Raw genomic sequence first — 21,841 nt, forward strand, 5'->3', positions numbered from 1 at the left:
CGATAAGGCTATTCAATAAATTCCCTCATGTACGTAAAAAGCTATGGGGCAATAGCTTTTGGGCCAGAGGTTATTTTGTAGATACAGTAGGTGTTAATGAAGAAATCATTAGACGATATGTGCGCCATCAAGATAAACAAGATCAGGAACATGAGGCTCAATTGTCGTTGCAGATGATGTAGTTTTTGGAATAGCCCCTTCCAGGGGCAAGTCAAAGCCGCCTTCTAAGAAGGCGGATTCTTTACTATTAAGATGAACTGTAATCACCTTTCACTACAGGAATACGCTATTCTCTGCGAAGTTGTTGAAATATATTGATAAAAATTACGTGGCGACATCATGGATGATGGCGTAGGCTCGGGGGCACATTCTGAGCCGTTAGGTGATTTTTATTGGAGTATGAGACTGGTTACTAAGGTGTTTACGGAGATATGAGTCATTTAGCTACAGACTACTCAAGTGTTGACGAAATTAAGCACTTGCATGTAAGTGGCCGTTGGCGGCATGGATGCCGTCGTCGAGCCCTCAGGGATGAGTTGATGGCGTGTCACTGGAATGTAAGTGATTAATTTTATGCATACAAAATAAAGAACTAATCACTCTCTTAAAGAGGGAGTTGCTGTTAATTCCCTCTTGGTTGGCTCTTGATTTAACATCAGAGGTCAAGCTCACACGACTTTGACTTTTTTTAAAATTATAAAAAAAAACCAATCAATTGGTTGCAAAACTCCATATGGCTTGAATCAACTCATCATTAATCTCAAACACCATCACTTCAAAGAGATAATCTTTAATCTCACTAATGCGTTTGCCCAACAACGATGGCTCAGCACATCGTTGTCAGACATCTACTGAATGTTACTTCGCGGTAATTGAGCCTTGAGTTCCTGCATCGGTATCAATCCACGAGCTGTCTTTATTCATGCTTGCATCAGGATAAATGGTGAACTCCACCATGCCTTGTTTGAATTTGATTGCGCCATCACTATGGCTCGATTTTACGTGTTTACCATTAACCCAAACCTGATTTTTATCATCGATTTGAATGTTGGCAACCGTCGCGCCTGAGCTGGCGGTTGCAAGCCATTGTCGGGCATTGGGAATGATTACCTTAGCGTCATCTGCGGTTTGGGACATGGCGCTTGCCTTAGCATTTTCCTCTTTGGTTTTGTGGATATCGCAGCCTTGGGCTTCTGATATTTGGGTGCAGCCAGAGCGCTCGAGTAACTTGCGATATTCATCGTTAATGGCGTAGCTATTTGCCGATATTAATAGTGCAATGCTTGCTGTGATGATGATTTTAGTGTTCATGAGTTCCCTCGTTAGTATCAAGTTGTTAATCGCTCATTGCTAGTTTGCAGTGTGGGCTGATGGTTAATTGTAGAGGGTGCTTAGCAATTTTCTATTGGGCAAAAGTACATTTAATTCTATGCCGGGTTTAGCCGTAATGACCTTACTGCTATTGCTGCTTACATTGCGGGGCATAAGCCATGCGCTGTTTACACGTAATCCTTGCGAGGTGATGCGTTAAAATACAGTTGATCACATCGATAAAATACTTTGCGTCTATCGGTTGATGCAGTTGCCCCGTTTGATCGACGTTTAGCGATTAATGCTCCAGCTGCTTTTCAAATTGTTCGAACAGAAAATCTAAGAATAATCGCAGTCGTTTGGGCTGATATTGGCGGCTGATGTATACCACGTTGAGGTCGGCACTTGAGACTGTGGTCGAGCTATTAAAGTTTTTCATGTAGCCATTTAAAACTGTCACTAAGCGTTGCTGATTAATGTCATTTTGCACATCGAGCAGTGATTTTAACGCGATCCCCGCGCCTTCTAATGCCCAGCAACGGATCACTTCGCCATCATCAGAAAACCGTTTTGGGGTGACAGTGACTGAGTTGCGGCCTTCTTGGTCTTGAAAGTGCCAAGTTTTGAGCTCTTCATTACTGCGCAGCATAGCGAGGCAATCATGATGGCTGAGGTCTTGCGGTTTAACGGGAGTGCCTTTACGCGCAAGGTATTCTGGGGATGCGCACAGCACCCGTCGACTCGGTGCGAGCCGCCTTAAAATCAGATTACTGTCAGTTAAATCACCGTAGCGAATAACGACATCTATGCCCGATTCGGCAATATTAGACAAATTATCATTGAGATACAGATAGGGAACGATATCGGGGTAGCGGTCGGTGAAGACGGACAAAATCGGCAGTATATATTGTTTGCCTATATCTTTTGGCGCAGCAATTTTTAAGGTGCCTTTGACCTCTTTTACCCCATTCTGCAGCAAATTTTCGGTTTCTTTTACATTTTCGATAATCCCCAAGCATGCTTGGTGATACAGGGCCCCAGAGTCTGTGAGTGACAGATGTCGAGTACTTCGATTGAGCAGCTTAACCCCGTAGCGTTCTTCAAGTGCTTGTAAGCGCGCCGTGACGGTTGCTGGAGAAAGTCCGAGCTCGCGACCCGCCGCTGCCAACCCTTGATGTTTCACTATGCTGATAAACAGCGCCATATCTGAAAATTTATCCATTTTCACTTCTATTGTTTGTCTGGGCTGAATAATGAATTCATATATTAATCAATTATCAAAATATGTCGAATGAATATACTGGCTCTACTAACCAATCCGCAGTACAGAGAGTAGTCACATGAGCAGCCATATCAGTAATCAGATTAGCAATCAGAGCAATAGCGATAAAGCTGTGGTTGTCATCATCGGCGGAACATCAGGAATAGGGGCTGCGCTTGCTAGGCAGCTAACGGTAGACAACCAGATTGTCCATGTCGCCAGTCGTCAAACAGGCGTAGATGTGGCGGACGAACAATCGGTAAATCGATTTTTTGAATCCATTGGTGCGTTCGATCACTTAGTGATCACCGCGGGTTCTTCTGCGCCAGCTGGCAAGGTCGTTGATGTCGATATTCAACAAGCTAAAGCGGCTTTTGACACTAAGTTTTGGGGTTCAATCAATGCTACAAAACAGGCGGTTCGTTACATTAAACAAGGTGGTTCTATCACACTAACCACTGGGATGCTGTCACGAAAAGTGGTCGCTAATACCTATGTTAAAAGCACAATGAACGCCGCCTTAGAAGCCTTTACTAAGGTGCTCGCTAAAGAGCTTGCCCCCATTAGAGTCAACGCCGTTAGCCCTGGATTAACAAGAACCGGGTCAATGCCAGCGCAAACGGCGATGTACGAACAAGCCAAAACCACATTGCCTGTGGCTAAAGTGGGTGAGCCGAGTGATATCGCTATGGCCTATTACCTTGCCATTAACAACAGCTTTATGACTGGCGCCATTATCGATGTTGATGGTGGCGCGCTGATTAACTAATACGCTGAATAAATAGTGCTTTTACCCATGATTGCACCGAGCTGATAACACATCGCCGGTATGTTCCCTACACAAAATTTGAAATAAGCGAGATTACAATGAACAAGGAAAAAATGCCGTTACAAGTGTGGATACTAACGCTAGCAGCGTTTGCAATTGGCACCGCAGAGTTTGTGATTGCTGGTATCCTGCCACAAATTGCCACGTCTTTGTCTATTAGTGAAGGTCAGGCAGGGTATTTGATCAGCGCCTATGCATTGGCAATTGTGTTTGGTGGTCCCATCCTCACGATTTACTTGGCGCGGTTCAATAAAAAAAACGTATTGACCAGCTTAATGGTGCTGTTTATCTTGGGTAATTTGCTGTCGGCATTTGCCCCCAATTACACCTTGCTGATGATTAGCCGAGTGATTACCGGCTTAGTTCAAGGCCCATTTTATGGCATAGGTGCCGTAGTGGCGACCAGTTTGGTATCTGAAAAAATGGCCGGACGTGCTGTGGGTCAGATGTTTGCGGGTTTAACCTTAGCTAACGTATTGGGTGTACCAGGTGGCACTTGGATTGGCCTGCAATTTGGTTGGCAAACCACCTTTATCACAGTCGCGATATTGGGCGTTATCTCAATCGCGTCTATCTTCAAGTTTATTAATGCGATCGGCCATAGTGAAGCTAAAAATGTTTCGGCTCAGCTGCGAGCGTTTAAAAACCCTATGTTGTTGATTAGTCTTGCTATCACAGTGTTTGCTTGGTCCGGTTTTATGACTGTTTACGGTTATGTTGCGCCAATTGCGATGCACATTACGGGTTTTAGTGAACATGCAGTAACGTGGATTTTAGTTATCGTCGGCTTAGGTTTGATATTGGGTAACACTTTAGGTGGGCGTTCATCGGATAAAAACCTGCAGAAATCGTCGATGTTTTGGGCGATAGCCATGATAGTGTCGCTGCTACTGGTTGGTTTCGCGCTGGACAGCAAAGTGATGTTTGTGATTGCCGTTTTTGTCTTTGGTATCGCTTCGTTTGCTAATGTTCCTGCGATGCAGTTACGGGTAATGAATCACGGTGGTGAAGGCCAAGAGTTGGCAGCAACCGCTAATATTTCAGCCTTTAACCTAGCTAATGCGTTCGGTGGATTTTTAGGGGGGATGGTGCTGGATAGCCAGATGGGCGCAGGCATGATCCCTTATGCAGCAGTGATTGTCCCTGTGCTTGGCTTAGTGTTTATTTCGATGGTAAACAAACGTGAGACACGTGCCGCGAATGCTGTAGCTGTGCCTAGTATTTAAATGTGGTAGAAGGTCTGATTACTTCTGATATAGGCTGCCATTTATTTTAGCTAAAATGCTCAATGTAACTCATTGAGCATTTTGTATTTTAGGCTCAAATGTAGCTGACCTTTGTGATTCTGCAAGATTGATTCATCTATCGTCTATCTTGCTTAATTTATATTCGGACTAGACACACTTTTAAATTCCACTTAATAACTGGCCATGTTAAGCATCAGAAATATGCCAACTCCCGGCGAAGCTACTAATCAATACCTGTAACTTCGCTAGGGTGAGTGCTGCGTAGCAGTGTTACGAACGAGAGTCAGGGATGGCGAACTGGCAGTTAGGCATCATCGCCATGACTGCTTTCTTTCCCTCTAGTATTTTCTCAGTTAAGTACACTATTCCAATAGCTTAAGCTGTGTTTGTCCCCATTGGGTGGCATAGGGCATGGCTTCTTGCGGGCTGAGGATAAACTCATTTTCACAGCCATCGCCGCGGGGCGTTTCCCAGAATTTGATGCCCTTTGGCTCGAGGGTGAGCTGGTAATATCCCGAGCCGTCGGATGTGGGGCATTCTGCGTCCGGTGCTTTGCCAGCAAACAATTTGTCCCTTAATGCAGGGGGTAAAGGATGACTCATACCCTCGAGCATGCTTTGTGGTTGAGTATCGGCGAGAAACCATTGCCATGGGTGGAAAGGTTTGCCGTCGGTAAGGGAGAAACTCACAAATTCTTGGCTGATACCATTGGCGCCATAACCTGCCGCCCAGCGATATAGGCGCACACTGAGCCAATGCTGATTAATAAAAATCGGTTCGGCAAAGGTTTCGTCAGTCACAAAACTGCCCATTTGTGCCAGCATTCTGCGGCGAGTATCAAAGGTTTGTGCTAGTTGGGCTTCATCGGTGAGCTTATGTTCAAGCCATTGATTAATTGCCAAGATACCCGTTTGTGGGCCTTTAAATTCGATACCCACATCTGTGCCAAACGTCAGCGGGCGATACTCAATATTTTCGTAGTTTTGCCATTTACCTCGGCTGAGTTTTGGCGTGGTTTCTAGCGGTAGATTGTAAGCATCGGCACCACAATCCTCGACCTTATCTGGGCTGATTTCTCGCTCAAGTTGCACTGGTAATGATTTACTCGCGGTATCTTTAAACCAATGGCCGCTCAGTTTTTGTGGCGTGACACTATCAAACTGCCAATTTCCGGTATTGCTTTCTTCTTTCCACAGTTCATCTTGCTGCTCGAGTCTTATCGGCGTTAAGTAGCGTTGATAGTAATAACTGCCTGTTCCATATTGATTAAAACAAATTCTGACCTTGCTTTTACCTAACTGTCCCTGCCAGATCCCTGTGAGTTCATTGGCCGCAAAGGTCGGCAAAGAGATCGTGGCGGTCAGCAACAGGCTTGAAGATAAAACGGAGAATAACATCCTTGTGGGCATACTGATTTTCTCTTAAAAGGTGATAAGTAAGGGCCGTATTCTAAGCGCAGGATACTGACCGATTGTGGATTAAAAATCAAAATCTGATAAAAAAGTCGCCCGTAGGCGACTTGATTTTAAAGACTTAAGGCTTACTCAACTTGCCAATCAATGGCTTCTCCAGCACGAATAGGCACTACGTTAGTATCGCCAAGCGGGTAAGTTGCAGGGACATCCCATGACTTTTTGACCAGCGTGATGGTATCGGTATTGCGTGGAAGATTATAAAAATCTGGGCCGTTAAAGCTTGCGAACGCTTCGAGTTTATCCAGCGCATTGACCGACTCAAATGCTTCGGCATACAGCTCAATGGCGGCATGAGCCGTGTAGGAACCCGCGCAGCCACAGGCCGCTTCTTTCTTATCCTTGGCGTGTGGCGCTGAATCTGTACCGAGGAAAAACTTCTTGTTGCCGCTTGCCGCTGCACCTAACAACGCCTGCTGGTGGGTGTTGCGTTTTAAAATCGGCAGGCAATAAAAATGCGGACGAATACCGCCTGCCAGCATGTGATTACGGTTATACAGCAAATGGTGGGCTGTGATAGTCGCGGCCACATTATCAGAGGCTTGAGTGACAAAATCGACTGCATCTTTGGTGGTGATATGCTCAAGCACGATTTTAAGCGCTGGGAAATCGGCGACAATTTTACTTAAGATATTTTCGATGAAGACACGCTCACGGTCGAAAATATCAATGGCTGAATCTGTGACTTCACCGTGGACTAAAAACAGCATGCCGACTTCTTGCATGGCTTGGAGTACGGGATAGATGTTTTTCACATCGGTCACGCCGGAATCTGAGTTAGTCGTCGCGCCCGCAGGGTAGAGTTTAGCGGCAACAATTTTACCCGAGGCTTTGGCCCTGCGGATTTCATCTGGGCTGGTTTTGTCGGTTAAATACAACACCATCAAAGGTTCGAACTGTGAGCCCGCGGGCACCTGCGCTTTAATGCGATCGTAATAGGCCAGTGCGGTTTCGGTATCGATAGCGGGGGGCACTAAGTTTGGCATGACGATGGCGCGGCCCATATAGCGGCTGATGTCGCGCACTGTATCTTTAAGTTGGGCGCCGTCTCTTAAGTGAATATGCCAGTCGTCTGGGCGAGTGATTGTTATTGTAGTCATAGGGTTTGGTCTTTTGATCGTTTTTGCTGCGAGGGTGGCGGGATCTTATGTGGCAAGGATTTTACTGTAAAGGGAAACTCGGCTGTTTTGGTTAATAAATCTAGATTCTAGACCCTAGAATCTAGGAACTGCTTTTTTTCAATCGGACACTTTTCATTTCACTGCTGCGGACACTTTTAAATAAAAGCCCCAGTGTCCGCGGACACTTTTATCTGTGATTTTTTATTAAGATTATGAAAGTAAATGATTTTACTTGTTTGGCATAGGCTTTGCTATCTCTAGGGTAGAGATTTCCAATAGTGTCCGTTGATACGTTCCGGCACTGATGATTCCAACAGGGAAGCGAGTAAAGCCATGATTAAAGATACTAGCGGCCAAGATACAGTACTTGTGCCATCGACCTCTAAACGTCTTAAGTTACCGCTGATCATTGGCGGTTGCGCCTTATTAGTCAGCGCCTTAGTGTGGGCAAGTTTAGGCACTGATAGCGTGAGCAAATCCTTAAGCCGCAGCGACATCACTACCGCAAAACTCTTTGTTGGAACGTTAACCCGCGATGTGGCGACCACAGGTAAAATCGTGGCGGCCAATGCGCCTATTTTGTATAGCACAGAGGAAGGCACTGTGACCCTGCTCAGCAATCCTGGCGATACTGTTAATAAGGGCGATGTGGTCGCCAAACTCGATAGTCCAAGACTCACAAATCAGCTAGAGCAAGCCAAGTCCCTATTAGCGGGCATGGAGAGTGCATTAGAGCGCGCTAAGTTGGATGCAAGACGCGATCAATTACAAGCTTATCAAACCTTAGATATCGCAACGGTCGATCTTGAAGCGGCGGATAGGGAAAGCCGACGCGGAGAGGAGCTGATTCAAAGTCAGCTTATTGGCCAGATTGATTATGAAAAGGGCAAAGATGATTTACACAAAGCCAAGCTGAAGTTTAAGCATGCCGAACAAGAAGTTGCGTTAACGAAAGATACGTTAACCTTTGAAATTAAAAATAAAGCCCTAGAAGTTGAGCGTCAAACTCTCGCGGTGCGTGAATTAGAACGTCAAGTCGATGCCTTGAATATTGTCGCACCTGTTAACGGCATTATCGGTAACTGGATTACCGAGCAGAAAACCCGTCTTAGCGCTAACCAACCGATTTTAACCGTCGTGGATTTAAGCGCCTATGAAGCTGAGTTAGCCGTGCCTGAATCCTATGCGGACGATCTGGGTTTAGGCATGGAAGTCGAGTTGAGTTTTGGCAGTATTAAGTTAATGGGCAAGTTATCGTCAATTTCCCCTGAAGTGCGTAACCGTGAAGTGACCGCTAGGGTGCAATTTGACCAAAGCGACAGCCTAACACTGCGCCAGAATCAACGCATCTCGGCCCGAGTGTTATTAGAGCACAGACCCAATGTTCTTATGGTAAAACGCGGCGCCTTTATGACCAGCGGTGGGGGGAATGTGGCTTATCAAATCGAGGGCGATTTAGCCAGTCGTCGTGAGGTTAAGCTCGGCAGTACTAGCCTGAGCCAAGTCGAAGTGCTTGATGGTGGCAAAGCCGGAGATGAGTGGGTTATTTCAAGTGTCGACCCCTTTAATCACGCCGAACAGGTCAGAATTCATTGATGACCGATATTCGTAAATTATTAAACAACCAATCTGATGAATTTAACAGCGCAGTGATCAAGGTGAATGACGAAACTTGCTGCGACATGGACAAGAATAGGAGCCGGATATGCGTGATAAACAATTTGATATCAGCGTGTTGATGTCATCCAAAATGTTTGGAGTACTAGCCTTATTATTACTGGTGGTTGCGGTGGAATTAAGTATCGGTGAGGCCAATAGCTGGTTTTTCCTCGGACTCAATTTGTTGGAATGGAGTAATCCTTTGGATGAGTTTCGCCAAGTGGGTGAGGTTTCGGTCGAAAGTGCCGACCTTATATTGGGCGTTTTTGTGTGGTTTTTAGAGTGTGTCGTTGAGCCATTCTTTGGCTGATAAAGGTGTGCTGATTACGGTCGTACATGAGTCGATGCCTAAGGTGTAGACGCAGAGTCTGGGCGCAAAATAGATTTGATTATTTAAAGGAAATTAACATGTTATCAATGAAGAATGTGAGCAAGGTTTTTAAAACGGATTTAGTAGAAACCCACGCCCTGCGCGATTTTAACCTCGAGGTGAATGAAGGCGAATTTGTCGCGGTCACGGGTCCTTCTGGCTCGGGTAAAACCACCTTTTTAAATATTGCAGGTTTACTCGAAGGTTTTACTCACGGTGACTATTTTCTCGATGGGATTAACGTGTCTAACTTGAGCGATAACAAGAGCGCCACTATCCGAAATGAAAAAATTGGCTTTATTTTCCAAGGTTTTAACTTAATTCCCGATCTTAACTTAGCTGAGAATATCGAAGTGCCGCTGCGCTATCGTGGTTTTAACGCCAAGGAGCGCCAACGTCGTGTACAAGAGGCATTAGAGCAAGTGGGCTTAGCTTCACGGCTCAAACATTTACCTACTCAGTTGTCGGGTGGACAACAACAAAGGGTGGCGATTGCTCGTGCTTTGGCAGGTGAGCCACGTTTCCTGCTCGCCGACGAACCTACGGGAAACCTCGACAGCTTAATGGCACGTCAAGTGATGGAATTACTCGAAAATATCAATCAAGCGGGCACGACCATTATCATGGTGACGCACGATCCTGAACTCGCTCGTCGTGCCCAACGCAACATTCAAATTGTCGATGGTCAAGTATGTGACTTTACTATGTATCATCAAGGTCATCGACATGTCAGTGATATCACTGCTGCGACTGATATCGACAAACTTGTCGCCAACGCCGACCGTTAAGGATATGCATTATGTTTTTTTATTATGTTGATTTAGCTTGGCGCAGCATTAAGAAAACCCCAGTGCTGTCGCTGTTGATGGTGTTGGCGATTTCGATTGGTATTGGTATCACGATTACTACGTTAAACGTGTACAAGATGATGTCATTTAATCCTGCGGGTGAACGCTCTGATGAGTTAAATGCGGTACAGCTTTGGAGCCAAGGCCCTGATTCTTGGGATGAGTTAAACTCGTTAGTGACTTACCAAGACGCGATGAATCTGCGCAACAATACCTTACCTAAACGCCAAGCTGCGATGTTTCGCACTGGGATGGCAGTGCAGACGGAGGATGCCAATTTTGCGCCTATTTTAGAAAGCATTCGGGTGACGGACAGTGACTTTTTTAAGCTGTTTGACGTGCCATTTTTGTACGGTAATGCGTGGGATAAATCCGTCGACACTGAACCTGCTTATCAAGTGGTGATTAACGATAAACTCAATCAAAAGTTGTTTGCGGGTCAAAACAGTGTTGGCAAAGTTATCTATCTTAATCGTAAACCTTATCAAGTGGTTGGGGTGATTGATGCTTGGGATCCTAAGCCTAAATATTATGATCCCACTAACGGCGCCTTTAACGACACGGAACAAATTTTTGTGCCGTTTTCGCTGACGCCTATCGAAGAGTTTGATGTATGGGGTAACACGTCGGGTTGGAAGTTTGAGACGATGAATAGTTACAGCGATCGCCTTAACTCTGAAAAAGTGTGGCTGCTGTATTGGGTTGAGTTACCAAATAAAGACGCAGTAGCCAGTTACCGTTCTTGGCTCAGCAATTATGTGGCGGAGCAAAAAGCCCTAGGCCGTTTTACGGATAATAAATCTGCCGCTGACTCAGTCAAAGTATCCGATGTGGCAACTTGGCTTGAATACAATCATGTGGTGCCCGAAGACAATAAAATCTTGGTTGGCTTGAGTGCGCTGTTTTTAAGTGTTTGTTTAGTCAATATATTAGGTTTAATGCTGACAAAGTTCCTCAAGCGAGCCCCCGAGGTGGGAGTGCGCCGCGCAATCGGTGCTAGCCGTGGTCAAATCTTCGCTCAATATATGGTTGAAGTGGGCATGATTGGCTTATTCGGTGGTTTGCTGGGACTGGCTTGGGCCTACGCTTCGCTTTATGGGTTATCGGCCCAGTTTGAGGTCGCGAAGGGTTTAACCCATTTATCGGCGAGTATGTGGATTATCACCCCAAGTATTGCGGTAGGCACAGCCTTGTTGGCTGGCTTGTATCCCGCATGGGTGGTGTGTCGCACTAAACCTAGCGTTTATCTTAAAAGCCAGTAAGGGACTCATTATGTTGCATATTAAACCTATTCTCAGCAGTTTATTGCGCAGTAAAAGCGGTCCAGTCTTACTGCTTATTCAGATTATCTTGTCTGTGGCGATTGTGGCGAATGCGAGCTTTATTATTCAAGAGCGTTTAGCCCTGATGCAGCGTGATTCGGGGATTAAAGAGTCAGAAGTCTTGACCTTTAGCTTGTTCAACTTTGATTCATTGATTGATAAAACCGCGCAAAACAAAATTGATCAGCAAATTTTGCGGGGGCTACCCAATGTGATTGATGCGACCTCAACCAATATGTTGCCGTTAAGCGGTGGCGGCTGGTCGAGCACGTTAAATCTGGGCCCCGACCCAGATAGCGCTAAATCGACACCGCAATTTGCCATGTATTTAGGGACAGATCACACCATTGAGACTTTAGGCCTTAAGCTGATTGAGGGGCGTAACTTTTACCCCCATGAACTTAAGGATAACCTCGATAGCCCTAGCCGATTAGCGATCATCTCCAGTGTGTTAGCCAAAGCCATTTGGCCTGATGAATCCGCACTTGGTAAAGTGTTGTACGAGGGCAAGGATGCGCAGATCACTGTGATTGGCGTAGTCGAAAAACTGCAAGGCGCGTGGATTGACAGTTCTAGTCTTGAAAACAGCGTGATTCAAAATGTGGATTATGGCAGCAGTTCTTACATGGTACGGGCCAAACCTGAGTTTCACGCCGAGCTTAAAGACACGATAAAAAAAGCGCTGCTGGCGGAGAATCCAAACCGAGTACTCGATGGCTTTAAGTCAATCGAGGCCTTAAAAGATAGTTCATATCGCGATCATAAATTGATGATTACTGTGTTAACTATGATGGTGGTGTTGTTATTGCTTATCACCTCGCTCGGTTTAACGGGCATGGTGATGTTTAATATCCAGCGCCGCACTAAGCAGATAGGTACCCGCCGTGCATTGGGGGCTAAAAAGCGAGATATTATCAGTTACTTCCTCGTGGAGAACTATTTGATTTGCTTAGCGGGAGGCGTGCTGGGCGGCTTGTTAGCGATACAGTTAGGCCAACAGTTAATGAAAATCTATAGCTTGCCTATGTTGGACTTAAGCTACCCACTAATTACTGTGGCAGGTTTATTTATTGTCACCACATTAGCGGTTTACTTACCAGCGCGTAAGGCGGCAAATATTTCGCCAGCAACCGCAACTCGCAGCGTATAGCGGAATATTTGATGTCACTCAAGGTACGATAAAAGCTCGACAAAAGTGTGATAACAATAGGATGTTATTGCACTTTTTGTTACTTTACGGTTAACAGTTTTACTTAGGACAACACTCACACTTATGGATACTATCCTTATCGTCGATGACAATCATGCCATCTGCCAAGCCCTAGGTTTGATGCTAGAACTCAATGATTATCGGGTGCTGATTTGCCATAGCCCAGAGGACGCCCTTGGGTTATTGACGACGCAAGATGTGGATTTAGTGATCCAAGATATGAACTTTACCCGAGATACCACCTCGGGTGAGGAAGGTCGGCAGCTGTTTTACGCCCTGCGCGAACGCCAAGGGGATTTGCCGATTATTTTGATGACGGCGTGGACTCAGCTCGAAACCGCCGTTGAATTAGTCAAAGCGGGCGCCGCCGATTATATGGGCAAACCTTGGGATGACGCTAAGCTACTCAATAGCATCACTAATCTGATTGCGCTTTATAAACTCTCCCGTGCTAACCACCGCTTGGAGCGGGTGAATCATCAACGCCAAGTGGCGATCGCCGATGCGGATCTCTGCGGTATTGTCTTTGGCAGCGGTGCAATGCAGCGTTGTATTGATTTAGCCTTGCAACTGGCGCGCTCCGATGTGTCGGTCTTGATCACTGGCCCCAATGGCGCGGGTAAAGACAAGCTTGCCGATATTCTCCACGCCAATTCACCCTTAAAAAACAAACCTTTCATCAAGGTCAATGTCGGTGCTTTGCCGATGGATTTATTAGAGGCCGAGCTGTTTGGTGCCGAGGCGGGCGCTTTTACTGGCGCGACTAAAGCGCGTATTGGCCGTTTCGAAGCGGCAGACGGTGGCACGCTGTTTTTAGATGAAATTGGCAATTTACCTTTGTCTGGGCAAGTGAAATTATTGCGGGTGCTACAAACCGGCGAATTTGAACGCTTAGGAAGCCATAAAACCCAGAAAGTAAAAGTGCGGGTGATCAGTGCGACCAATGCGGATCTGGCCCAAGATATCGCTGAAGGGCGATTCCGTGAGGATTTGTTTTACCGCTTAAACGTGATTGAACTGGCATTACCACCGCTCAATCAACGCATCGATGATATTTTACCTTTAGTGCAGCATTTTATCGGCAGCGATTTTAGCTTGAGTAAACCCGCGTTGCAGGCGTTATTACAGCACCGCTGGCCGGGAAATGTGCGCGAGCTTGAAAACGCCTGTAAGCGGGCCGTATTGTTGGCGCAAAGCCATGTGTTGACTGAAGCTGACTTTGGTTTGGCACCTGTTGCGAGTGTCATAAAATCGGCTTCCAGTGTTTCAGCTGTATCTGAGTCGCGGCTATCTGGCTTGAGACAGTCTGATCCTCTGCCTGTTTATTCGCCCGCTTCCATCCCCGTAAATACCGCATTTTATCATGAGTCTGTTCGTGCCCAAGTGTCGGATGCCAATGAGGCGATAGACGTGAGTCGAGAAGATATCGAAGCGGCGTTAAAACAGCATCATGGCGTAATTGCTCGGGTGGCAAAAGCGCTTGGACTCAGTCGCCAAGCGCTGTATCGGCGGATGGACAAGTTTGGTTTAGATAAGTCATAGGCTAAGTGCAGATGCTAGGTCCCAAGTCCCAGCTTCTAGGCGAGAGAAAGGCTATTGATTAAGGAATCTGAGTGTTAATTCGAACTAAAATTATCATTTTTTCAATGGCTTGCTGCGCCTTTGGCGTCTTGCTGAGTTTTGCCTTGGTGAAGTATATCTCGCCCTATGCTTCGTCTGTTGCCACGTCTAACACGATTGAAATCCCTGATGTGAATGTGCAACTGGATTTTGCAGAGCTTGAGAAAACGGTCGCCTCCATCGAACTCGCCCTTAACAATAGTGAGCAATTGCAGGAGGCTGCGGCGATTCAAGCGCACCAGAGGGCCGAGCAGATTAAGGCCGAGCTGCAAAAGCTTGAACAACTTAAACAAGAGCAGTTACAAATAAAACTCTTCAAGTTAGAACAACTTAAAGAAGGGCTGTTTAATTCTATTCCTCATGTGGTTGAGCCTTTACGTATAGAACCGCTATCCATTTTACCGCCCAAAGCACCTGTATCTCCTGCGATATCCGCTGAGATAGCTAAGGGAGAGCGTGTCTCGAGTTTGACCTTAGGTGAAGGTTTGATCGTGTTGCTTCTCGCTTGTGCTGTCTGTGGTTTAGGTATTGCTTGGTTGACTCGACATCTCGGCCGCAGTTTAGATTCCCTCGAAGTCGGCTTGCTAAATTTTAGTGATAATGACTTTAGTGTGAGTATTCCTGAACATGGCGAAGGTCAGCTCAAAACCTTAGCGCAGTTATTTAACCATTCGGCGGCAAAATTGCGCCAAGAAAGGCAGTACATTTATCAGCGGGAGTTATTACTGGATAAGGTGATTCAAAGTTCTCCCAATGTGATGTTGTTACTGGACGATCATCAGCGGCTCATTTACGCCAATGATGCGGCGCGTCACCTATTCCATAAAAAGGGCAGAATGGAAGGCTTGAGCTTAGATGAATTGCTGGTGGATTTGCCCGAAGTATTGGCCTTAGCGCTTAAACATGAAAAGAACGGACTCTTCGCCATGGGTGAAGATGATGTGGAAACTTGGTATTTAAGTCGCGGCCAATTTTTATTGAATAACCAACAGCATAACTTGATTTTGCTCAAGCAGATGACCCGCGAGCTCAATCGTCAAGAGGTGGCAGTGTGGAAGAAAGTGATCCGCATTATTAGCCATGAACTCAATAACTCGGTGGCGCCCATCGCCTCTATGGTGAACTCGGGGCGGTTACTGACTAAAGATCTGGATAATCCAAAACTTAAGCTGATTTTCGATACTATCGAGAATCGCACCAGTCATCTAAGCCAGTTTATCTTCAACTATGCCCGTTTTGCTAAGTTGCCGCTCCCGCAACGGCGTCAGGTGAATTGGACGCAATTTACTGCCCAGTTAACTCAGCATTATCCCTTTAAACTTACTCATGAGTTACCTGAGGTCGATGGCTATTTCGACCAAGGACAGATGGAGCAAGTGCTCCTCAATTTACTTAAAAACGCCCATGAATCTGGCTCAAACCCCGAGGATGTCACTCTATCGATTCGGTATCAAACCTTAGTGGATGGTGGAGGTTTTAGTATTGTGATTGAGGATCGCGGCGCAGGTATGTCTGGTGAAGTATTAGAGCAGGCGCTACTGCCGTTTTACTCAACAAAACAATCGGGTACAGGCTTAGGTTTACCTTTGTGCCGTGAAATTATCGAAGCCCATGATGGCAGTATTAGCATGCATAATCGCAGTGACGGTGGCCTGTTGGTTCGACTATGGTTGCCACAATAATGCTAGCGTTTTGAATCAACACCGTAATGCGACTCTTAAGTCGCATTTTTATTGCTTATCTTATCCGCTTGTTTAAAGCATAACTCCTATCCTCAACTGCCTCTTGGCGTATTAGCCAAATGGGCTATTTTTGCCTTTTTACCTTAGCTCTTCGGGCTAATTTGCCCCCCAGCGTAATGACGGGAGATCTTTAACCCTGTTAACCTGTTTTATCGAAAATTTGCGTTAAAACTCACCTTGTTCTAACAGAGGTTAGCGCGGTTTTTAAGGTTCGATTAAAAAGGTTAAGGAGGGATAAGTGAAACAGTTAAAACAGCGTCTGCTTACTTACGTTTTATGTCCATTCCTGCTGCTGGCTTCCCCTATCACTATTGCCGATAACGACATTGAAATTAGTGGCTTAGTAATAGATAGAACCTTGACTCGGTTTGGTAAGGACTTTGGCTTTTACTACTCAAGCTATTGGCGCGAACTGCCCTTTACCCAAGGCTTTAACGTCACTCTGTATGAGACAGTGTTTCCACAGGCTGGAACCGTTTTAACCTTAGAGGTAAACGGGACTCGGATTTACACCACCCATTTTGGTCGTCGTGCAAATCCGATTAAAGAGAGCGCAGAGCAGGCGATTTTGCTTACGATTGATTATTTAGCGCAAGTCAGAGCCAATGCAATAACAGGTGATTTTTCAGGAACATCGGACGACTTTTAGGATAATAATAATGACATACAGGACGTTACTTGCTCTTGTCACGCTATGTGTGGCAAGCAGTGGCCAAGCCACTGAATTGATTTATACGCCAGTGAATCCCAGTTTTGGCGGCAATCCACAAAATGGGGCTTTTCTATTAAATAAAGCCCAAGCCCAGAATGACAATAAATCTACCTCGACCGAGAAGGACTTTGTCACCCGTTTTAAAGAATCCCTAGAACGTAATATCATTAACTCAATCACCCGCGGTGTTGCTGATGGTGAAATTACCGATGGTGTTTACGATACAGGTGATTTTCGGATTGAAGTGGCTTCTACGGGAAATGGCGTGATGCTAACTATTACTAATACTGCAACCGGTGAAGTCACTGTGATTGAAATGCCGACATTCGGAGGAGTCAACTAATGGCCCGTCTAGTGTTAGTGAGTTTATTACTGCTAAGTGTGTCGGCCTGTAGCCTGATCTCCAAACCCGATTTAAATATCACGGCTGCCGAGGTTAACCCCTTGAGTGAGGTGATGCGTGGGCTGCAAACTCAACCTGGACCTAAGTTTCCTATCCCTGTGGCCGTGTATTCCTTTCGCGATCAAACTGGCCAATATAAGCCGCAGGCTAACGTGAGTTCGTTTTCGACCGCGGTGACTCAGGGCGCAACATCGATGTTGATGCAGACTTTGCTCGACTCTAAATGGTTTACACCCGTTGAGCGTGAAGGGCTACAAAATTTGCTTACCGAGCGTAAGATCAGCAACAAACAGAGCGGTACTAAGGGCGATGAAGTGCCCGTATTATCCACCGCCAGATTGTTACTCGAAGGTGGGGTGATTAGTTATGAGACCAACACTAGCACAGGCGGTAGCGGTGTCGAATACTACGGCATTGGCGCCTCTGAAATGTACCGTGAAGATCTGGTGACCATTTATCTACGCGCCGTGGATGTACACACAGGTAAGGTCATGATGTCGGTCTCAACCAGCAAACGTGTTTTATCCCAAGAAATGCGTGCGGGCTTGTTCCGTTACACGAGTTTAAATCGACTCGCTGAGGCTGAAGTCGGTTTTACTACCAATGAGCCAGTGCAATTTTGCGTATTACAAGCCATTGAATTGGCGGTCGCTGAGCTGATTGATAAGGGTATCAAACAAGGTTACTGGAGCCCAACTCAAGTGGCGCAGCCAGCAGAAAAAGCCCAAGAGTTGAGTCAGGGCTAGGTGCCTGAAAGCCGGTATTAGATGCTAGAGCAAAGCAGACTTCTGCTTTAGCACTTAGTCGCGATAGCGTAAAAGAAAACCGAGCCAGTTAAGCTGACTCGGTTTTTTATTGCAGTTATTGCAGCAGTCAGTTGATATTTGGCTATTTTAGTCCGCTTGCATGGCCTTCCAAAATAGTTCAAAACTGGCATCGCGGTATGTTCTATCTGTCCCCAAGTGCGGGTTATCGATAAAGAAACGGGTTGCTGCTAGATATTGGCCGTGGCAGTTTTCTAGCATCAATTCCACTGGATAATGGGCGATTAGCCCCATCATTTGTCCCTGCTTAATGAGTTCGCTAATAAAGCCTAAGATGCTATTCATGGCTTGATCGCGCACCTTAGCAGCAATCATGGGCGACATTGAATATTGCTGAAAAAACAGTTGTTTGACAGGGTTATCCAGCGACCAATCTATCGCACTTTGCCATAGTTGTAGGGCATTGTGTTTAAGATCGCTGCCCTTATGGGTGTTTAATAGTAAGGCATCGGCAAATTCTTGTTTTATGGTAAGAAACAAAGATTCCATCAAGGCTTCCTTAGAAGGAAAGTGATGGAACAAGGTGCCCGTTGCTACGCCTGCTTGTTTTGCAATCGAGGCGGTAGACGTGCCATGAAATCCTTGGCTGACAAAGAGCGCTAAGGCAGTATCGAGAATAGCTTGGCGTTTATCTGTCATGGTTTTAATGGGTTGTGTTGTTGATGGTTTATTCAAGATTTATCCCCCAATGACTAGCGCAAAAATAGCTTCATTAAGATGCGCTGGATAAAAGTGCCGTAGGGCGGGTGAACAAATTTGCCTGTGTTGAATCGGCCACGGCTGAGTACCGTTTTAGCGTGGCTGAAGGTCAAAAAGCCTTCCTTGCCATGGTAATGCCCCATGCCCGACGGGCCTATTCCGCCAAAGGGCGCATCGTCGGCGGCGACATGAAACACGGTTTCATTGATACAAACACCGCCAGAATGGGTCTGCTGGAGGATCTTTTGCTGAGTTGGCTCATCGAAACTCATCACATAAAGCGCTAAGGGTCTGGCTCTGTGGTTGATGTACTGAATCGCTTCATCTAAGGTGTCGTAGCTAATAATCGGTAACAATGGGCCAAAAATTTCCTCTTGCATCAATAGCATGTCTTCACTGGTGTGAGTTATCAACTGAGTTGCGAGTTTACGATGTTGGCTATCTATGGCTTCGTCAGTTGCTGAAATAACACGGGCACCTTTTGCTTTGGCGTCTTCGAGCACTGTCATCAAGCGGTCAAACTGACGTGTATTAATGATGCTGCCATAGTCCTTATTGTGGTTAATGGTGCCATACATGGCCTTAAACTTAGCTTGGTAGGCGGCGATAAAGTCATCCACCTTGGTTTTAGGGCAAAGCACATAATCAGGGGCGACGCAGATTTGTCCGGCATTCAAACACTTACCGTAAATCATTCGTTCTACTGCTATCTCAAGCGGCATATCGGGGGCGATAATCACAGGCGATTTACCACCCAATTCGAGTGTTACAGGGGTGAGGTTATTCGCTGCGGCGCGCATCACATGGCGGCCGACTGTGGTCGAGCCTGTAAAGAGTAAATGATCGAATGGCAGGGCAGAAAATTGGGCAGCAATGTCCGCCTCACCTTCAACAACCGCCACGTGGGATTCATCGAAGACTTGTGCCAATAACTGTTTGATCACTTGGTTGGTCGCTGGGGTAAATTCTGACATTTTGAGCATGGCATGATTACCCGCGGCAATAGCAGTCACTAGCGGGCCAATTGACAGCATGACGGGGAAATTCCACGGCACGATAATACCGATCACCCCCAAAGGTTGATAATGCACTGTGACTTTGGCGGGTGCGAGTAAGATGCCCGCATGGCGAGCGCTGGGTTTGAGCCATTTTTTGAGATTTTTCAAGCTGTAATTGATGTTGTTGATGACAGGCATAATGTCTGAGATCAGGCTGTCATCAATCGATCTATGGCCGTAGTCTTGGCTTAAGGCTTCGACTAAGGGTGTTTGAAATTGCAGTATGGCCGCCTTCAGTCGAGTTAATTGCTCCACTCGCGTAGCGTAATTAGGATTCGGCGCCGCTAAATAACTGCTGCGTTGGCGTTGGAGCAACTGAGTCAGTGGCGAAGTATTAAGGTGTTCGGTGGCCATATTCATAGTGGTTGCTCCAAGGGAAATGGTAGGCTGAGTCTTATTCGGTACTTTATTTAAGTAATCGTCTAGATTGAGTCTTTTATTAAGTCAGTACCGACTGATTAGTCGGTTTATCCTAGCTTGCTTAGTGAGATGGTGCAAGGTATCTGGTGTATTTTTGAGCAAGATCACGGCTTGTTGTGGCGTTAGCTTTTACACTAAATCAAGGGTTGTTACATAAGGAGTATGTATGGCATTGTTAAAGAACGGAATTTCGATTGGTATTGAGCGTTATGGTGATGATGATTTTTTCGTTACCTTTAAAGCTATCGGTACCTTAACTCATCAAGACTACGAAATGATGGTGCCTGTGTTGGAGTCTGCATTAGCTGGGGTGAAAGATCCTGATATCTTCGCCTTGGTAGATGTCACCGAGTTGGAAGGCTTGGAACTACAGGCCGCTTGGGACGATCTCAAACTTGGGGTGAAGCATATTCGTCATTTCGAGAAAATAGCTATCGTCGGTAAGACGACTTTGCAGGAAGTGTTGGCTAAATTGGCAAACTGGTTTACGCCTGCTGAGGTAAGGTTTTTTGTTGATAATGGCGATGCTGTTGCTTGGCTAAGAGACTAAGGTTGTGAGATGAAGTTTGTGGTCTGCCAATGCGCTAAATCGGGCGTTATAGCAGCACAGTAAAGATTCACCCAGCAATCCATTCGCGCCATAGAAGGAGTACAAATTATGCGTACAGGTCAAATACTCTGGCCCACAGATTTTTCGGAAACTGCGGCCCATGCACTGAGTTATGCCATTGAAATGGCTAATCTATACCATGTAGGGCTAAAAATCTTACATGTGGTTGAACAGCCGATCGGTGATGAAAACTTTATGATTCTATCTATTACCCCTGAAGAGCTTGCTAAAAGCATGGAGGAAGCGGCGGCAACTAAAATGCGAGCACTATTGGATGGATTGAATACTGAGCTTCCTATCACTACCTTGATCCGCCGTGGCGATCCTGTCTATCAAATTTTAGAAGAGGCCAACAGTAAAGACATTGGCATGGTAGTAATTGCTAGCCATGGCCGAACTGGGATTTCGCATTTTTTACACACCAATGTCTCAGAAGCGGTGGCGAATGGTGCAGCTTGTCCTGTGCTTGTGGTTAAGTAACTGGCTTTGACTCTATAAATCCAAAGGGCGCTTATAGCGTCCTTTCTTTTTGATTGATAAAGAATAATTAATTGAAATGGGTACGCAAGAAGCATAGCAAACTGCTATAAAATAGTGGTATTTTGGCCTTAATAATTAGCTTAATTAAAAACTCAAATGATGGATAAGCTTATGCGTACTCAAGAAGTGTTATGCCCTACGGATTTTTCATCCACTGCGGCCCATGCGTTAAAATATGCGGTTGAAATGGCAAATGTTTATCAAGTCGATATTCGGTTGTTGCATGTGACTAGCCCTGCCCGTGGCGCCCATTGTTATGGTATTGCGGTCGATATTCCCGCTACATTGGAAAATGAACTCAAAGCTTTCGTTGATGCAAAAATGCAAAGTTTGCAGCAGGAAATGCAGCAGAACCTTACCGAAGGGCTCAATATTAAGTTAGTCGTGCGCCATGGTGATGCTATTGATGAGATTTTAGCGGAAGCCGTTGATGTGGGCATGGTGGTTATCGCTAGTCATGGTAGCAGCGGTTTAGCTGACTTTTTAAAACCCCACGTTACACAGGATATTGTTAAGTATGCTAAGTGCCCTGTGTTGGTGGTGAAATAACACTATGGGATAAG

At 45.8% G+C, this 21,841-nt stretch carries 21 protein-coding genes and 1 pseudogene; 16 read left to right on the top strand and 6 right to left on the bottom strand.

The genetic code is table 11. From position 1 onward, the window contains the following. Positions 1 to 182: pseudogene (tnpA, locus tag L5M18_RS13235) on the top strand (IS200/IS605-like element ISSod23 family transposase); the annotation flags it as partial. Positions 183 to 858: 676 nt separating this feature from the next. Here tnpA and L5M18_RS13240 read toward each other — a convergent pair. Both L5M18_RS13240 and L5M18_RS13245 read right to left on the bottom strand, forming a co-directional pair. Next, entirely contained in the window at positions 859 to 1,311 is a 453-nt protein-coding gene (locus L5M18_RS13240; protein ID WP_263197254.1) for a hypothetical protein, read from the bottom strand. Between the two features lie 298 nt (positions 1,312 to 1,609). After that, positions 1,610 to 2,533 (bottom strand): LysR family transcriptional regulator, encoded by a 924-nt coding sequence (locus L5M18_RS13245; RefSeq protein ID WP_263197255.1) that lies wholly within the window; start codon positions 2,531 to 2,533, stop codon positions 1,610 to 1,612. Between the two features lie 118 nt (positions 2,534 to 2,651). Here L5M18_RS13245 and L5M18_RS13250 point away from each other — a divergent pair, with 118 nt between their 5' ends. Beyond that, entirely contained in the window at positions 2,652 to 3,341 is a 690-nt protein-coding gene (locus L5M18_RS13250; RefSeq protein WP_049821802.1) for an SDR family oxidoreductase, read from the top strand. A gap of 98 nt (positions 3,342 to 3,439) precedes the next feature. After that, complete coding sequence (locus tag L5M18_RS13255; RefSeq protein ID WP_263197256.1) at positions 3,440 to 4,627, top strand: MFS transporter; 1,188 nt, start codon at positions 3,440 to 3,442, stop codon at positions 4,625 to 4,627. Positions 4,628 to 5,010: 383 nt separating this feature from the next. Here L5M18_RS13255 and L5M18_RS13260 read toward each other — a convergent pair whose 3' ends face one another. Both L5M18_RS13260 and pyrC read right to left on the bottom strand, forming a co-directional pair. Further along, positions 5,011 to 6,057 (bottom strand): hypothetical protein, encoded by a 1,047-nt coding sequence (locus L5M18_RS13260; RefSeq protein WP_263197257.1) that lies wholly within the window; start codon positions 6,055 to 6,057, stop codon positions 5,011 to 5,013. A 131-nt stretch (positions 6,058 to 6,188) separates the two neighbouring features. Then, on the bottom strand, positions 6,189 to 7,220 hold the full coding sequence (gene pyrC / locus L5M18_RS13265) for a dihydroorotase (protein WP_263197258.1): 1,032 nt from the start codon (positions 7,218 to 7,220) through the stop codon (positions 6,189 to 6,191). Between the two features lie 354 nt (positions 7,221 to 7,574). Between pyrC and L5M18_RS13270 the strand changes: the two genes are divergently transcribed. The 10 genes from L5M18_RS13270 to L5M18_RS13315 all read left to right on the top strand — a co-directional run bounded on the left by L5M18_RS13270 (position 7,575) and on the right by L5M18_RS13315 (position 17,873). Then, the gene (locus L5M18_RS13270) at positions 7,575 to 8,837 is read left to right on the top strand and encodes an efflux RND transporter periplasmic adaptor subunit (RefSeq protein WP_113941198.1); all 1,263 of its coding nucleotides are present in this window, start codon (positions 7,575 to 7,577) and stop codon (positions 8,835 to 8,837) included. Positions 8,838 to 8,946: 109 nt separating this feature from the next. Further along, on the top strand, positions 8,947 to 9,210 hold the full coding sequence (locus tag L5M18_RS13275; protein WP_263180161.1) for a hypothetical protein: 264 nt from the start codon (positions 8,947 to 8,949) through the stop codon (positions 9,208 to 9,210). Positions 9,211 to 9,308: 98 nt separating this feature from the next. Next, entirely contained in the window at positions 9,309 to 10,058 is a 750-nt protein-coding gene (locus L5M18_RS13280) for an ABC transporter ATP-binding protein (protein ID WP_028761691.1), read from the top strand. Positions 10,059 to 10,069: 11 nt separating this feature from the next. After that, on the top strand, positions 10,070 to 11,380 hold the full coding sequence (locus L5M18_RS13285; protein WP_113941170.1) for an ABC transporter permease: 1,311 nt from the start codon (positions 10,070 to 10,072) through the stop codon (positions 11,378 to 11,380). Positions 11,381 to 11,390: 10 nt separating this feature from the next. Beyond that, positions 11,391 to 12,590, top strand: a complete 1,200-nt coding sequence (locus L5M18_RS13290) for an FtsX-like permease family protein (protein WP_263197259.1) — start codon at positions 11,391 to 11,393, stop codon at positions 12,588 to 12,590. Positions 12,591 to 12,713: 123 nt separating this feature from the next. Then, positions 12,714 to 14,192, top strand: a complete 1,479-nt coding sequence (locus L5M18_RS13295) for a sigma-54-dependent transcriptional regulator (RefSeq protein ID WP_263197260.1) — start codon at positions 12,714 to 12,716, stop codon at positions 14,190 to 14,192. A gap of 71 nt (positions 14,193 to 14,263) precedes the next feature. Beyond that, positions 14,264 to 15,952 (top strand): sensor histidine kinase, encoded by a 1,689-nt coding sequence (locus L5M18_RS13300; RefSeq protein ID WP_263197262.1) that lies wholly within the window; start codon positions 14,264 to 14,266, stop codon positions 15,950 to 15,952. 298 nt (positions 15,953 to 16,250) lie between these two features. Further along, on the top strand, positions 16,251 to 16,661 hold the full coding sequence (locus tag L5M18_RS13305; protein WP_131523186.1) for a curli production assembly/transport protein CsgE: 411 nt from the start codon (positions 16,251 to 16,253) through the stop codon (positions 16,659 to 16,661). Positions 16,662 to 16,671: 10 nt separating this feature from the next. Next, the gene (locus L5M18_RS13310) at positions 16,672 to 17,067 is read left to right on the top strand and encodes a curli assembly protein CsgF (RefSeq protein ID WP_131523187.1); all 396 of its coding nucleotides are present in this window, start codon (positions 16,672 to 16,674) and stop codon (positions 17,065 to 17,067) included. After that, positions 17,067 to 17,873 carry a CsgG/HfaB family protein gene (locus tag L5M18_RS13315; RefSeq protein WP_105251644.1) on the top strand — a complete coding sequence of 269 codons (807 nt, stop codon included), beginning with the start codon at positions 17,067 to 17,069 and terminating at the stop codon, positions 17,871 to 17,873. Before L5M18_RS13310 ends, L5M18_RS13315 begins: the two co-directional genes overlap by 1 nt. A 147-nt stretch (positions 17,874 to 18,020) precedes the next feature. Here L5M18_RS13315 and L5M18_RS13320 read toward each other — a convergent pair whose 3' ends face one another. Both L5M18_RS13320 and L5M18_RS13325 read right to left on the bottom strand, forming a co-directional pair. Continuing rightward, on the bottom strand, positions 18,021 to 18,626 hold the full coding sequence (locus L5M18_RS13320; RefSeq protein WP_198571794.1) for a TetR/AcrR family transcriptional regulator: 606 nt from the start codon (positions 18,624 to 18,626) through the stop codon (positions 18,021 to 18,023). Positions 18,627 to 18,643: 17 nt separating this feature from the next. Then, on the bottom strand, positions 18,644 to 20,068 hold the full coding sequence (locus tag L5M18_RS13325; RefSeq protein ID WP_028761698.1) for a coniferyl aldehyde dehydrogenase: 1,425 nt from the start codon (positions 20,066 to 20,068) through the stop codon (positions 18,644 to 18,646). Positions 20,069 to 20,294: 226 nt separating this feature from the next. Between L5M18_RS13325 and L5M18_RS13330 the strand changes: the two genes are divergently transcribed. From L5M18_RS13330 to L5M18_RS13340, 3 genes are all read left to right on the top strand, one after another. After that, positions 20,295 to 20,678: an STAS/SEC14 domain-containing protein gene (locus tag L5M18_RS13330; protein ID WP_263197266.1), complete on the top strand. Its 384-nt coding sequence runs from the start codon at positions 20,295 to 20,297 to the stop codon at positions 20,676 to 20,678. 108 nt (positions 20,679 to 20,786) lie between these two features. Beyond that, positions 20,787 to 21,218, top strand: coding sequence for a universal stress protein (locus L5M18_RS13335; protein WP_028761700.1), 432 nt, complete (start codon positions 20,787 to 20,789; stop codon positions 21,216 to 21,218). Positions 21,219 to 21,389: 171 nt separating this feature from the next. Then, entirely contained in the window at positions 21,390 to 21,827 is a 438-nt protein-coding gene (locus L5M18_RS13340; protein ID WP_028761701.1) for a universal stress protein, read from the top strand. Positions 21,828 to 21,841 lie beyond the last annotated feature (14 nt).

Source organism: Shewanella sp. SM20 (assembly GCF_025654545.1).
Taxonomy (GTDB): Bacteria; Pseudomonadota; Gammaproteobacteria; order Enterobacterales; family Shewanellaceae; genus Shewanella; species Shewanella oncorhynchi.

Coding starts and splice junctions, on each gene's coding strand:
- pyrC (WP_263197258.1), bottom strand. CDS start 7,220: ATGACTACAATAACAATCACTCGCCCAGACGACTGGCATATTCACTTA.
- L5M18_RS13340 (WP_028761701.1), top strand. CDS start 21,390: ATGCGTACTCAAGAAGTGTTATGCCCTACGGATTTTTCATCCACTGCG.
- L5M18_RS13280 (WP_028761691.1), top strand. CDS start 9,309: ATGTTATCAATGAAGAATGTGAGCAAGGTTTTTAAAACGGATTTAGTA.
- L5M18_RS13315 (WP_105251644.1), top strand. CDS start 17,067: ATGGCCCGTCTAGTGTTAGTGAGTTTATTACTGCTAAGTGTGTCGGCC.
- L5M18_RS13290 (WP_263197259.1), top strand. CDS start 11,391: ATGTTGCATATTAAACCTATTCTCAGCAGTTTATTGCGCAGTAAAAGC.
- L5M18_RS13295 (WP_263197260.1), top strand. CDS start 12,714: ATGGATACTATCCTTATCGTCGATGACAATCATGCCATCTGCCAAGCC.
- L5M18_RS13255 (WP_263197256.1), top strand. CDS start 3,440: ATGAACAAGGAAAAAATGCCGTTACAAGTGTGGATACTAACGCTAGCA.
- L5M18_RS13330 (WP_263197266.1), top strand. CDS start 20,295: ATGGCATTGTTAAAGAACGGAATTTCGATTGGTATTGAGCGTTATGGT.
- L5M18_RS13250 (WP_049821802.1), top strand. CDS start 2,652: ATGAGCAGCCATATCAGTAATCAGATTAGCAATCAGAGCAATAGCGAT.
- L5M18_RS13260 (WP_263197257.1), bottom strand. CDS start 6,057: ATGCCCACAAGGATGTTATTCTCCGTTTTATCTTCAAGCCTGTTGCTG.
- L5M18_RS13335 (WP_028761700.1), top strand. CDS start 20,787: ATGCGTACAGGTCAAATACTCTGGCCCACAGATTTTTCGGAAACTGCG.
- L5M18_RS13270 (WP_113941198.1), top strand. CDS start 7,575: ATGATTAAAGATACTAGCGGCCAAGATACAGTACTTGTGCCATCGACC.
- L5M18_RS13240 (WP_263197254.1), bottom strand. CDS start 1,311: ATGAACACTAAAATCATCATCACAGCAAGCATTGCACTATTAATATCG.
- L5M18_RS13285 (WP_113941170.1), top strand. CDS start 10,070: ATGTTTTTTTATTATGTTGATTTAGCTTGGCGCAGCATTAAGAAAACC.
- L5M18_RS13310 (WP_131523187.1), top strand. CDS start 16,672: ATGACATACAGGACGTTACTTGCTCTTGTCACGCTATGTGTGGCAAGC.
- L5M18_RS13275 (WP_263180161.1), top strand. CDS start 8,947: ATGCGTGATAAACAATTTGATATCAGCGTGTTGATGTCATCCAAAATG.
- L5M18_RS13245 (WP_263197255.1), bottom strand. CDS start 2,533: ATGGATAAATTTTCAGATATGGCGCTGTTTATCAGCATAGTGAAACAT.
- L5M18_RS13325 (WP_028761698.1), bottom strand. CDS start 20,068: ATGAATATGGCCACCGAACACCTTAATACTTCGCCACTGACTCAGTTG.